We start from the raw sequence: 12,867 nt of genomic DNA on the forward strand, positions 1-12,867 counted from the left end.
AACTGTTCCGAAATTTGGAACAATCCTGTCACACGCTGGCGGCCACGCTCGGCGTGGTGGACAGCACGAGGCGCTGGCGGAGCAGGTCGAGCAAGGCCACCACCTTCGGCGAGAGGTGCCGTGTGCTCGGATAGAGCGCGAACACGGGCACTTCGGGCGCCGACCAGGACGCGAGCACCGGCATGAGCCGTCCGGCGGCGAGGTCTTCCGCGCACAGGTACTCCGGCAAGAGGGCGACGCCGAAGCCCGCGCGAACGACCGAGCGAAGCATCTCGTAGTCGTTGACGACGAGCCGCGGGTGAACCGTGATCTCGGCGATCTTGGGCCCCGACCTGAGCTCCCAGGAGCTTCCCTCCGGTGCGAACACGATGCACGGGTGGTCCGCGAGCTCGGCAATGTCGTTCGGCTCGCCGAGCGCCCTCTTGACCTCGGGCGCAGCGACCAGACGGCGCCGCACGGCCCCGAGACGCCGGGCGACGAGGCTCGTGTCCGGCGTGGCGCCGGCCCGCAGCGCGAGGTCGAAGCGCTCCTCGACGACGTCGACCCGGCGGTCGGTGCAGACCAGGTCGACCTGGACATCGGGGAAAAGACGCAGGTATTCGGCGAAGATCGGCCCGAGGACGGAGAACGCGAGCGGGGCCGTCACCCGCAGGAGCCCCCGGGGCGTCGACTGGAGCTGCGAGACCGCGAGCTCTGCCTCCTCGAGCGCGGCGACGATGCGAACGCAGTGCTCGTAGTAGACGCGACCGACGTCCGTGAGGCTCAAGGTCCGCGTGGTCCGCTGGAGCAGCCGCGCGCCGACGCGCGACTCGAGATCGGAGATTTTCCGGCTCACGGTCGACTTCGGCATCCCGGCGGCGGTCGCGGCCGCCGTGAAGCTGCCTCCCTGAACGACCCGCGTGAAGAGGACGATCTCGTCGAGAGCGACGTTGGGGAGGCGAGGGTCCATGGGTGGGACAATTTACGCAAATCGCGCGAATTGTTCCAAGGCAGCGCTGGGAGGCTCACACGCCGACGCGCTCGACGCGCACCCGCACCTCGGCGGCCGCCAGCGCCGCGTCGCCGCCCGCCGTCCCTGCGCCGCGCTCCGCCGAGCTGCCCGCGATCTCCGCGATGAGCAGCGGCCCCGTCGCCTTCACGATGCGGCGGGCCTGGGCCAGCACGCGCGCCCGCTCTTCCTCCGTCGCGCCGGCGAGGACGCCGCTGAGGATGACCCCGCAGGCGCGGTTCGCCGGCAGCGCGGCGAGCCCGGCGACGGTCGCCACGCGGGCCGCGAGGCCGCACACGTGCGCCACGTCGCGCGCGAGCAGCTCGGCCGCCTCGCCGACCACGACGACGCCGCCGTACAGGCCGCGCAAGGCGGGGGCGGCGACCGCCCTCACGCCGCGCACGAGCCGCGCGCGCGCCTCGATCGCGCCGGGCGAGCAGTCCGGCAGGCGCTCCGCCGCCGGCGCGTCCGGGGCAGCCGCTATGACGGCCGGCGAGAGCGCCGCCCGGATCGCGGCGAGCCGCGCCCGCCACCACCGCGCGCCATGCCCGATCTCCCGGGCGCGGCGCTCGCGCTCTTCCCGCCCTCGATGGACGTGGACATGAAACGCCTCCGTGGCGGCCTTCTGCGGCTGGCGCAGGGCGCGAACGCTCGTGAGCAGGCGCATGTCGATGAGGTCCGCACGCCGCGCGCCCTCCAGCAGATCGACGAAGGCCCCCTTCTCGGCGCCGCCGCCGATGAACCACTCGTCGAAGCCGCCGAGCGCATCGACGAGGCCTCGCCAGACGATGGGCAGCCCGTCGCGCACATCGCAGAGCGGCTCGGAGCCCGGGGCGCCGGGGCGGAGCCGATCGCCGTGGGCGTCGGGCACGACGCCGTCGAGCGGCGTGGCCGCGAGGAGCGGAGCGAGCCCCTCGACGGCGCCCGAGGCCGCCCACGCGGCCGAGCGCTCGATCCACGCGGCCGGCGGCAAGGCGACGCGGGCCAGCGCCGGCGTGAGCACGGCCGGCACGCCGCGCGCGAGCGCCGCGTCGTGCTCCGAGAGCGCGTGCTCGACCGCCTCGGGCGGGAGCAGGACATCGGCGTCCAGAAACCAGATCAACGGCGCGCGGGCGGCGCGGAAGCCCGCGTTCCTGGCATGGCTGCAGTGCGGGAACTGCCCGCGCGGGCGCGGGCTGTCGACGATCTCGACCCGGAAGGGGTGAGAGCCCGGCTCCGCCGCGGCGCGGATCGCGCCGCCCGGATCGCCGCCGTCGCACACCACCACGACCTCGAAGGACGACGGGGCGGCGGTCTGCGCGCGCAGCGCGAGCACGGCGCGCCGCAGGAGGGGCGCGGTCGCGGGATGGCAGGGGATCACGAGGGCGATGCGCGGCGGAGCGGCGCCCGTCGCGCGAGCCTCCGCAGCCGAGCCGGGCGCGCCGGCCGCGTCGCGCCCGGCGCCGCCTCCCACGGCCGCATCGCCCGCAGACGCGCCGCGGCCGCCCGCACCCGCCGCGGAGCCGCCCCTCAGCGCCGGCCGCTCGCCGAGCACCTCCCACAAGCTGGCGAGGCACCGCTCGCGCTCGGTCAGGTACGCGTCCCGCGCCGCTTCCTGGATGCGCCGGAGATCCGCCTCCGTGAACGCCATGCAGCGCTCGACCGCATCGCGCACGTCCTCCGGAGCCACCGCGTGTGTGCGCACGAGGCCCTGCGCGCCGTGCGGCGCGGCCGGCATGCGCAGCGCGCAGCCGTCGATCTCGCTCATCGCCTCGGTGTCGGGCACGAGGACCGCGGCGCCGACCGACAGGCCCTCATGGAGCGCGTGGCCCCAGCCCTCGTAACGAGACGGACAGAGGTGGAATCGAGACGCGTTCTGATAAAAGCGAAGCCGCCGCTCGTCGACGCGCCCCGCGAGCTCGACGTTCCGCGGCCTGAGCGGCCAGCCGAGCGAGGACACGACGGTCAGCGGATACGGGATGCGGTGGCGCTCCCAGGCCAGAAGCACGGAGTCCGTGCCCTTCGCGTCGGAGCCGCCAGGGACGTGCAGGAAGCGCCGCGCCCGAGGCACGGCCGGGTCCCAGCGGTCCTCCGAGAAGAAGCCGAGGTGGCGAGCCCGCGGCGTGAGCGGGGCGAAGTGCGACAGCGCGTCACGGGTCTTGCACAGGACGAGCTCGAAATCGTCGAGCGCGGGCCGGGCCTCCGGCCGCCACCACTCGGCGTTCGGGATCAGCCAGCGGCGCGGCGCGCCCTCGGCGAGGCGCGGCTCGTAGACCTCGAGGAAGATGACGAGATCGGCGCCCCCCACGCCTTCGGAGCGCTGGAAGTGAACGCCGGTGACCCGGTGACCCCAGCTCTCCAGGAGGCTGCTGAGAAGACGGTAGTCGCGCTCGAGCCCCTTGCCGTTGTCGATGTTGGTGACGATGTGGATCCGCATCGGAAGCACCCAGGGTCACACCCAGCCCCTCAGCCCCGCGTGGTGCTCGCCGAGGATGCCGAGCATCTGGCGCATGCGGTGCACGTACGTGAAGCTCGCCTTGACGCGCGCGTGCCCGGCCCGCCGGATCGCCTCGCGCTCGTCGTCGTGCTTCACATAATAGTCGATGAGGCGCCGCAGGGCCGCGAAGTCGCCGAACGGATAGAAGACCACGTGCTCGCGATCGCGGAACTCCTCCTCCAGGCCGAAGATGTAGGGGTGGATCATGAAGCCCCCCCGGCCGAGCGTCTCGTAGATGCGATCGGACCAGTAATGCGGGTGATCGAAGCCGACACACAGGCTGTCGCCCACGACGATCTTCGCGGAGGCGTACAGGCGGTTGAGGGCGTCGCCGCGCACGCAGCTCTCCGGTGAGCCGTGCTTCACGAAGCGGCGGCCGTACGTCTCCGACAGGAAATCCACGAGGCGCCTGCGATAAGGCCACTCCGGATGATAATCGTACGAGCCCACGAAGCAGACGTCGGCCGCGACGCCAGGGTCGACCTCCGCGAGATAACACTCGGCGCCGTACACGCCGGGCTTGAGGTAATGGTGGCGCACGCCCTGCGCCCGGAAGAACGCCTCGCTCCCGCCGTCGGGCGTGAACACGTGCTGCGTGCGCCAGAACGGGTCGAGCCGGAGATCGCGGCCGCGCGAGAGGCCGGCGTACAGGTCGAGGTGGTACGAGGCCGTCGGGATGGGCAGCTGCGTGATCCAGCGCAGCGCGTCGCCGCGCAGGCCCCAGGTGCGGGTGTAGAGCAGCAGATCGACGTCGCGCGCCATGCCGTCGAGCTCCTGCAGGGTGAACGCGTTCTCCTGGGCCTGGACGACCTCGACGCCGAGCGCTCGCAGGCTCTCGCCGACGTGGTTCTCGGTCGAGAACGACGGGCCGAAATTGCCGATGTACAGGACGCGACGGCGCATGGGCGAGGGGGCCACGACGGCGGCGCCCGTCAGGGCGGCGGGTCCAGCGGCCAGCTGGCCACGAGCGCGCGCGCGTCGGGCGTGCGCGCCTTCGAGAGCACCGCGAGCGTCACGGTGCGATCGGTGACCAGCACACACGGCGCCGAGAACGTCGCTGGATCGGCGCCGCCAGCGTCCACGGGGAGCACGCGGAACGCGGCGCCCGGGGCCGGCCGGTGCGCGACGAGCAGGTGGGCGGCGGACGTCGCGACGATCACGAGCCCGCCGCCCGCGCGGTCGGCGTCGAGCTCGAAGACGCGGCGGTCGCCGAACGGCGCTTCCTCGGCGCCGGCAGGGCCGTACGCCGCATCGCGGGCCGAGACGCGCACGGTGCCGGGCAGCGCGCCGCCGCGCGAGGCGCCGGGGGCGACGCGCTTGCACACCGCGGTGGGGCCAGGCGACCCGGCGAGGACCACGACATCGATGCACTCGCCGATCGGGTGGTCCACCGGGCCGCCGCCGGCCGCCGCGGCCTCCAGCACGACCGCCGTCGCGCTGTCGACGACGGCGGACACGGCGCCGGGGGAGGGCGCTGGGAGCGAGCCGGCGCCCGCGCCGCGCACGAACCGAGGCCCGCTGAAGCTCGCGAACGGCCGGTGCGCCGTGAGCGAGGTGCGGGCACCGGCGGCGCCGTCGAGCCGGACCAGCGCGTTCACCGCGCCGCCCGCGACCTCCACCACGAACGACAGCGCGCCGCCGTCCGCCGCCGCGGCGTCCCAGCGGGGCAGCGCGGGCAAGAGCTGCGGGATCGTGGCGACGGCGCCCGACGGACCGCGGCCCGCGAGCGGCAAGGCCCAGACGTCGGTGCGGTGCGGCGGGGCCGCGCTGTGCGTCGACGACGCGAGCAGCACGGGCGCCCCGTCGAGCGCGACGAGGCGCAGGGTGTCCGCGAGCGGGGCGTCGGGCAGCGCGGCGGCAGAGAGCGCGAGAGGCGGAGGGGGCGTTTCGTTCATGGGCGCAGATCCGGGGGCGGGGCGGCACGCGGCGGCGGCGAGACAGACGAGGAGCGCGGGCGCGGGAGGCCCGCGGCGCGGCCTCCAGGGGGCGCTGGTCGAGCGGGGCGCGGCGGTCGAGAGGGGCGAGGGCATGCCGGTCGACCTCCGCGCTGCGCTAGCGCGACAAACGGGTTGAAATCGCATGCATACAGCAAGAAATTGAACCGCCAAGGCGCCAAGGACGCCAAGATTTTATTGTCTTCTTGGCGTCCTTGGCGCCTTGGCGGTTCATTCCCCTGGTTTCCAAGCTGGTCGGTGCTCTAGATGCGGGCGTTCGTGCGCATGTTCCACAGCTGCACGAGGGCCTGCGGGTTCGACGATTTCGGATAGCCGGCGAGCGCGGCAGCGAACAGTCCGTCGATCGCGCCGGTCTCCCACGTGGCCGCGTCGGCGAACGGCCCGCCGCCGTACGAGGGGTCGTAGAGCTGGCCGCCGTGCACGACGATGAAATGGTTGAAGAACGCGGGCGGGGGCTCGGGGTTCCGCTGGCCGGGGATCCCCGGCAGGTTGACCACGTCGGTCCCCATGCGGTGGGTCCACGGGGCGGGCTGCGTGGCCGCGTTCCACTGCCAGTTCTTCACGAGGAAGCCCTGGGACCCCGAGGTCCACGCCGGCACCGTGACGACGACCACCACCTTGTCGGCGCTGGTGATGCCGTGGACCTTGAGCATGTCGATGAAGAGCTCGGCCCACGAGCCGCACTGCCCGCTGCCGTCGGCGCTCGCGAGGAGCAGGCGGGTGTTCGTGCAGGTGGTCGTGTTCGGGTTCCAGTACGTGAGGCCCACGCCGTCGCGCTTGCGCGTGAGCGCCCGCGTCGCGAAGGGGACGAAGCTCTGGGACACGACGCGCCCCTCGGTCGTCTCGCCCTGGGCCGCGCGGCACGAGATGTCCACGAGCGTCCAGTGGACCGTGCCGGCCGGCGCGCCGAGCACCGCGTAGACGAGGTGCGCCGTCGTGCCCGCGCCGACCCAGCCGGTGCCGGCGGCGTTCGCCTCCCACGCGATCGTCAGCGGATCGTAGCAGGCGACGACGTCCGGCAGCGGCGCGCTGCTCGTCATCGAGGGCGTGGAGACGTCGACCGACCCGGGCGACACGCTGACCGTGCACGTCCATTCGAGCGTCACGCCGCCGGCCATGGCGCGGCCGCGCAGCTGCACGGACTCGGTCCCGGTGGGCGGCCGGAGCACGCGCAGCACCACGGCCAGCGGGACACGCGCGCCGCGGACGTAGCAGACAGGCGATTGATCCGCCGCCTGCCGGGTGCTCAGCCACTCGGGGGAGGCGAAGTTGCCGAGGGAGTCCCGCTCCACCGCGTGGTTCGCCGCGAAGTCGACCTGGATCACGCCGACAAGCGCGTGGACGACGTCGGGCGCCTTCGGCGCCGGCTGCGCCGGCGGCGGCACCTCGAGCGGCCTGCGCGCCTCGGGGGCGCGCGGCGGCGGGCCGCGGAAGGCGAGGAGGCACCCCGTCCGGAGCAGCTCGGCGACGCGCTCGCGGAGCAGGTCGAGCTCGCGCGCCGCGTCGAGCGACACGATGCCGGCGCCCGCGGCGCACAGCTCGCTCAGGAGATCGACGCGCTCGCGGTCCGGCGCCTCCGAAGGGAACCAGGCGGGCACCTCGAGGGCGGCCAGGTGCGGCTCGATCGGCTCCGCGCCCTCGGGCAGGACCGCACCGGCTGCGCGGACGAAGCCGACGTCTCCGTACGCATCGACGACCTGCCAGACGTTGCCCATGAATCCGCGCGATCCGCTGTCCGCTGTCCCCCCCGGCGCCCTATCTGACTAGGCCCGCCCTCGCCGTGCGTCAACCGTTCGTCAAGACGCGCGCGGGCATGTCGACGGGGGGTGCGCCGGCATGTCGACGCCATGTCGACGGCACGTGCGCCGGCCTGTCGACAGCGCCGGCGCGCGTGAATGTGCCCACCCGGCCGGCGAGCGATGGTAGGCTCGACGGCTCGGGCTCCGGGACGTGCGAGGGCGAGGCGACCGATGGCGGACGGTGCGATCGAGTTTGATTTCGCTGTGGAAGGCGCGACCGATCCGTGGCGCGTCGCGCGGATCGAGGGCCATGAGGGCATATCGCGGCTGTTCCACTTCCGCGTGACCCTCGCGTCGACGGACGCCGCGCTGGCGTTCGACGGGCTGGTCGGGCAAACGTGCCTGCTCACGATCCGGACCGACGTGTCGACTCGGTACATCCACGGCATCGTCGCGCGCTTCGAGCAGCACGAGGAGGGGCGCGCGGTCACCACGTACCTGGCGACGGTCGTCCCGCGGGCGTGGCGCCTGCAGCACCGGCACGACTACCGCATCTTCCAGGAGGCGACGGCGCCGGAGATCATCGACAAGGTGCTCCGCGCGGCGGGGCTGTCGTCGGACGAGTTCCGCATCTCGACGGCGATGACCCACGATCGGCGGGAGTACAGCGTGCAGTACGCCGAGACCGACTGGGCGTTCATCAGCCGCCTGATGGAAGAGACAGGCATGTTCTGCTTCTTCGAGCACAAGGCCGACAACCACGTGCTCGTCTTCGGTGACGCGCCGTTCGTCCACGAGCCCATCGACGGATCGAGCGTCGTGCCGTACCGGGCCGTCGGCGGGGCGCTCGCCGCGCGCGAGGCCGTCTCCCGCTTCTCGATGGCCGAGGAGGTCCGGCCCGGCAAGGTCACCGTCCGCGACTACAACTTCCAGAAGCCCAGCCTGAGCCTCGAGGGGGAGGCGGAGGCCGACCGCGACACCGATCTCGAGGTGTACGTGTACGCCACCGAGCACGATCTGCCCGAGGAGGGCACCCAGCTCGCGAAGCTCCGGCTCGAGCAGCTCCAGCTCGTGCGCCGCACGGCGGAGGGGCAGGGGAGCGTGCTCCGGTTCATGCCCGGGGCCACCTTCACGCTCGAGGACCACGGCCGCGAGAGCTTCAACCGCGGATACCTGATCACGCGCGTCGACCATTTCGGCTCGCGGGCCGTCGGGGGGGAGTCGCAGGAGACCGTCGTCGGGTACTCCAATCGATTCCAGTGCATCCCGGACGACGTGCCCTACCGCACGCCCGTGCAGACGCCCAAGCCGACGCCTCGCGGCATCCAGACGGCGATCGTCGTGGGCCCGGCGGGCGAGGAGATCCACACGGACATCTATGGCCGGGTGAAGGTGCAGTTCCACTGGGACCGGAAGGGGCGCCGCAACGAGCAGAGCTCGTGCTGGATGCGGGTGAGCCAGATCTGGGCGGGCGCCGCGTGGGGCTCGATGTACATCCCGCGCATCGGCCACGAGGTGGTCATCGACTTCCTCGAGGGCGATCCGGATCGCCCGCTGATCGTCGGGCGCGTCTACCACGGCGCGAACGTGCCGCCCTACGCGCTGCCGGCCGAGAAGACGAAGAGCACCATCAAGTCGGACACCTCGCCGGGCGGCGGCGGCTCGAACGAGCTCAGGTTCGAGGACAGGAGAGGCGCGGAGGAGATCTACCTGCACGCGCAGAAGGACTGGAACATCGAGGTCGAGAACGACAAGACCCAGTCCGTCGGCCACGACGAGCGCCTGACCGTCGGCCACGACCGGAAGAAGCGCATCGACAACAGCCAGTGGGAGTCGATCGGCGCCTTCAAGACCACCGAGGTCGGCGAGGATCACAGCGAGAAGATCGGCGCGAACCGCACGCTCGGCGTCGTGAAGAGCGAGAGCGTGGATATCGGCGAGGACGCGAGCCTGAAGATCGGGCAGAGCCGGAAGACCGACGTCGGGAAGGACGACATCGAGTCGGTGGGCGGCAAGCGCGAGCTCACGGTGGGCGGCGAGGAGACCGTCAAGGTGGGTGATCGCGCGACGCTGGAGGTCGGCTCGAAGCGCAACACCACCGTCGGCAGCGACGACTCGCTGTCGGTCGGCGGCACCGAGACCCGGAACATCGACGTGGACGCGACCGAGTCCGTCGGCGCGAAGAAGACCGTCAAGGTCGGCGAGAAGTTCACGCTGGAGTGCGGGAGCGGCAAGATCATCGTCGACAGCTCCGGCAAGATCACGGTCGAGGGGTCGGACATCACCGTGAAGGGCTCGGGCACCGTCAAGGTCGAGGGCGCCAAGGTCGAGGTGAAGAGCGACGGCGACGTGAGCGTCAAGGCGGGCTCGAACATCAAGCTCTCGGGGAGCGGGGTCGACATCAACTGAGCGGCGTGGCGCAGGATCGGAGCCGAGGCGGATGGTTCACGAGGTGGTGGCTGATCACGCGGAGATGGCGTCGTTCCTCTGGGAGCTCCGCGAGATGGCCGTGAGGTCGCACCACTACACGCTGGCCGATCTCGCGGAGCTCGAGGAGCGCGTCGAGGCCCACCTCGATGGGCTCCGGATCGCGGGGGAGCCCGGCTGGGAGCTCACGCTGGCCGCCCTCTCGACGAAGGATCCGGGCGCGTTCTTCGCGGCGGCCATCGCCGCGGTCGAGGCGCGCGACTTCCCGGGCTTCGCGGCCGTGCTCGACGCGACGGAGGAGGCGGACGAGCCCGCCGCCGGCGTCGCGGGCGCCCTCGCGTGGGCGTCGCCGGCCGACGCGTTCGCGATCGTGGAGCCGATGCTGTCGGGGGCGCAGCCGCCGGCGCTGCGCCGCCTTTCGCTTGCCGCGTGCGTGGCGCACCGCCGCGATCCCGGGCAATTCCTCGGCTACGCGATCTGCGACGGCGACGCGGCGGTCCGCGCGCTGGCCTGCCGCGCGGCCGGCGCGCTGGGCCGCGCGGATCTGGCGGGCGAGCTCCGCGGCGCGTGGGGCTCGGACGACGAGGCCGAGCGGTTCTGGTCGGCGTGGGCCGGCGCGCTGCTCGGGGCGCGCGGCGCGGACGAGGCGCTGTGGAGCGTCGCCGGGCGGAGCGGCGCGTTCGCCGAGGAGGCGGCCGACTGCGCCGCCCGCGTGAGCCCGCCGGGCGAGGCCCGCCGCCGGATCGAGGCGCTGATGCGGTCGCCCGGGCTCGGGCGGGTCTGCCTCGTCGCGGCGGGGGCGCTGGGCGATCCGGCGCTGCTGCCGTGGGTGCTCGACCGGCTCACCGTCGCGCCGCTCGCGCGGCTCGCCGGCGAGGCGCTCTCGCGCATCACCGGCGCGCCGATCGAGGGGGCGCTGCGCGGGGCCCCGGCGCCCGGCTTCGACGCCGGGCCGAGCGACGATCCGCGCGACACGAGCGTGAAGATGGACCCGGACACGCAGCTCTCGTGGCCGCACGGGGCGAACGCGCGGGCGCTCTGGGCGGCGCACCGCGGGCGCTTCGCGCCGGGGGTGCGCCACGTCGACGGCCGCCCGCTGGACGAGGGCGCGCTCGATCGCGTGCTCCGTCTCGGCGGCCAGCGGCGCCGCGCGGGCGCCGCGTTCGAGCGGGCGGCGCGCGCGCCCGGCCGCCCGCTGTTCGACGTGGTCGCGCGGGTCGAGCGGCAGAGGGCCGCGCTCGGGGCCTCGCCGTGAGGGCGCCGCCCGCGCCGCGCGCCCTCGGGCACGCCGCGGCCGCGGTGCGCCCCTTCCGCTCCCGGGGGCGGGTGATGCTCGCGGTGGTCGTCAAGGCGACCTTCCGGCTCGATCACAAGCGCGCCATGTCGCCGCTCCCGCCCGCGCCGATCGTCGCGGCGGACGTGCGCGCGGCGCGCGCCGCGGCCGACCCGCGCGCCGCCATCTCGGCGGCCGCGGAGATGGCCCCGTTCCTTCCGCGCGCGGACATCCTCCTCGGCGGCCACGCCTGGGCCCGCGGGCGGAGCCCGGCGCCGCTCGTCCCCGTCCGCCTGCGCGTCGGCCTCGACGCGGCCGTCCTCCTCGACAAGGCCCTGCACGTCTACGGCGACCGCGGCGGCAACGGCCGCGGCGCCCCGCAGCCGTTCCTCGCCATGCCGCTCGGCTACGAGCGCGCCCTGGGCGGGGCGGCCGACCCCGACAACCCGGCCGGCGTCGATCCGCGCGCCGGCCGCGCGCCCAACATCATCGATCCCCGGCAGCCGGCGCGCGCCGCCGGCCTCGGGCCGATCGCGGCGCACTGGCCCGCGCGGCAGCGCCGGCTGGGCAACGCCGATCCGCGCGGTGTGCAGGCCCCGTGGCCCGTGGTCCCGGACGGCTTCGACTGGGCGTACTTCCAGGCGGCGCCGGCCGACCAGCAGACGCCGTACCTCCGGGGGAACGAGTGGATCCTGATCGAGGGGATGCACCCGGATCTCGACCGCATCGAGGCCTGGTTGCCGGGCCCCGTCGCCGAGGCGCGGGTCGCGTTCGGGGGGGCGGCGCAGCCGCAGGCGTTGCCGCTGGTCGCCGACATGCTCGTGATCGACGCCGATCGCTGGCTCTGCTCGCTCGTGTGGCGCGCCAGCGCGCTGCTGCCGGGCGAGGAGATCCTCGCCAGCGTCCGGGTCACGGCCAGGGTCGCGCTCCCGGGCGAGGCGGTGCCGTGGGACGTCGCGGCAGCGCCGCCGGTAGGCGCGGAGCGGGCGCAGGCGGCGCCGCAGCGGGCGCGAGCGGCGCAGGCGCCGGCGGCGGCGAGCCCGCAGCGGGCGGGGCGCGCGGCGGAGCACCCGCTGGCGGGGACGGTGGCGCTCGATCCGGAGGAGGCGCCGGCGGCGGCGAGCCCGCAGCGGGCGGGGCGCGCGGCGGAGCATCCGCTGTCCGGGACGGTGGCGGTCGATCCGGACGAAGGGCCTCGGAACCCCGCCTTGCCGTTCCGGTCGCCCGCGGCCTCCGCGGAAGCACCGCGCCTCGCGAGGTCTGGCACGGCGGAGATGCCCGCCGCGGCGGGGACACCGCCCGCGGCGCCGCGGCGCGGCGGCCTGCCCTTCGTGGCGCCGCCGGCGGCGGGCGCAGCTTCCGGGGTGCTGCCGTTCGCGCCCGCCCCGCCTTCCCCGGGCGCCCGCGATGGCGCGGCGGCGTGGGCGCTGCCGTTCGCCGCCCCCGCCGCGGCGTCGCCTGCGGGGCCGCTCCGAGCGCCGGCGGCGTCCGGCGTGCTGCCGTTCGTATCGCCGGCGGCGGCGTCCGGCGCGCTGCCGTTCGCGCCAGCGCCGTCCGCGCCCGTCCCCGCGGCTCCCCAGGCGCCGCCCGCGCACCCTCCCGCGCCGTCCGCGCCGGAGCGCTCCTCGCCCTGGGTGTCGGGCGCGGCGCCCCACGCCGCCTCCGAGCCGAGCTCGCCGTGGGCGTCCGGCGCGGCCGCGGCCCCGGCGCCTGTCGCCTCGCCGCCGCCCGTCGCGCCGTCGTACGCCCTCGCCCAGCCGCGCATCGCGCCGTCGTACGCCCTGGGATCACCGCCCGCCGCCTCACCGTGGCCCGCCACGGCGGCCTCCGCAGCCGCCCCTGCCCGGCGTCCCGCGCGGCCGCGCCGTCCGCGCCTCACCCCGGACGCGCGCCCCTCGTCGGAGCCGCTCATCCCGCCGCGCAAGCGCCGCCCCGCGAAGGTCGCGGCCGACGGCCTCGGCGCCTCGTTCCTCCGCTCGGTGCCCGACGCCGCGCCCACGCCCACCTGA

The 12,867-nt window shown here is 74.6% G+C and carries 8 protein-coding genes; 3 read left to right on the forward strand and 5 right to left on the reverse strand.

Translation table 11 applies throughout. From position 1 onward, the window contains the following. Positions 1-28: 28 nt before the first annotated feature. From WMF44_RS44700 to WMF44_RS44720, 5 genes are all read right to left on the reverse strand, one after another. On the reverse strand, positions 29-949 hold the full coding sequence (locus tag WMF44_RS44700; protein ID WP_437296144.1) for a LysR family transcriptional regulator: 921 nt from the start codon (positions 947-949) through the stop codon (positions 29-31). A gap of 55 nt (positions 950-1,004) precedes the next feature. Further along, the gene (locus WMF44_RS44705; RefSeq protein ID WP_437296145.1) at positions 1,005-3,404 is read right to left on the reverse strand and encodes a glycosyltransferase; all 2,400 of its coding nucleotides are present in this window, start codon (positions 3,402-3,404) and stop codon (positions 1,005-1,007) included. A 15-nt stretch (positions 3,405-3,419) separates the two neighbouring features. Continuing rightward, positions 3,420-4,367, reverse strand: coding sequence for a glycosyltransferase family protein (locus WMF44_RS44710; protein WP_437296146.1), 948 nt, complete (start codon positions 4,365-4,367; stop codon positions 3,420-3,422). 29 nt (positions 4,368-4,396) lie between these two features. Next, positions 4,397-5,359 carry a hypothetical protein gene (locus WMF44_RS44715; RefSeq protein ID WP_437296147.1) on the reverse strand — a complete coding sequence of 321 codons (963 nt, stop codon included), beginning with the start codon at positions 5,357-5,359 and terminating at the stop codon, positions 4,397-4,399. A gap of 302 nt (positions 5,360-5,661) precedes the next feature. Continuing rightward, entirely contained in the window at positions 5,662-7,134 is a 1,473-nt protein-coding gene (locus WMF44_RS44720) for a hypothetical protein (RefSeq protein ID WP_437296148.1), read from the reverse strand. 255 nt (positions 7,135-7,389) lie between these two features. On the opposite strand from WMF44_RS44720, the gene WMF44_RS44725 reads away from it, so the two are divergent. The 3 genes from WMF44_RS44725 to WMF44_RS44735 are packed head-to-tail and all read left to right on the forward strand — an operon-like array spanning position 7,390 to position 12,867. After that, positions 7,390-9,567, forward strand: a complete 2,178-nt coding sequence (locus WMF44_RS44725; RefSeq protein ID WP_437296149.1) for a type VI secretion system Vgr family protein — start codon at positions 7,390-7,392, stop codon at positions 9,565-9,567. 43 nt (positions 9,568-9,610) lie between these two features. After that, positions 9,611-10,840 (forward strand): TIGR02270 family protein, encoded by a 1,230-nt coding sequence (locus WMF44_RS44730; protein WP_437296150.1) that lies wholly within the window; start codon positions 9,611-9,613, stop codon positions 10,838-10,840. After that, complete coding sequence (locus WMF44_RS44735) at positions 10,837-12,867, forward strand: DUF2169 domain-containing protein (RefSeq protein WP_437296151.1); 2,031 nt, start codon at positions 10,837-10,839, stop codon at positions 12,865-12,867. The genes WMF44_RS44730 and WMF44_RS44735 overlap by 4 nt, the downstream gene beginning before the upstream one ends.

The sequence above is a fragment of the Sorangium sp. So ce426 genome, from assembly GCF_051475585.1.
GTDB classification, from domain to species: domain Bacteria; phylum Myxococcota_A; class Polyangia; order Polyangiales; family Polyangiaceae; genus Sorangium; species Sorangium cellulosum_B.

Excerpts from the sequence above, each read along its gene's own strand:
- WMF44_RS44710 (WP_437296146.1), bottom strand. The coding sequence starts at position 4,367 with ATGCGCCGTCGCGTCCTGTACATCGGCAATTTCGGCCCGTCGTTCTCG.
- WMF44_RS44715 (WP_437296147.1), bottom strand. The coding sequence starts at position 5,359 with ATGAACGAAACGCCCCCTCCGCCTCTCGCGCTCTCTGCCGCCGCGCTG.
- WMF44_RS44725 (WP_437296149.1), top strand. The coding sequence starts at position 7,390 with ATGGCGGACGGTGCGATCGAGTTTGATTTCGCTGTGGAAGGCGCGACC.
- WMF44_RS44720 (WP_437296148.1), bottom strand. The coding sequence starts at position 7,134 with ATGGGCAACGTCTGGCAGGTCGTCGATGCGTACGGAGACGTCGGCTTC.
- WMF44_RS44700 (WP_437296144.1), bottom strand. The coding sequence starts at position 949 with ATGGACCCTCGCCTCCCCAACGTCGCTCTCGACGAGATCGTCCTCTTC.
- WMF44_RS44705 (WP_437296145.1), bottom strand. The coding sequence starts at position 3,404 with ATGCGGATCCACATCGTCACCAACATCGACAACGGCAAGGGGCTCGAG.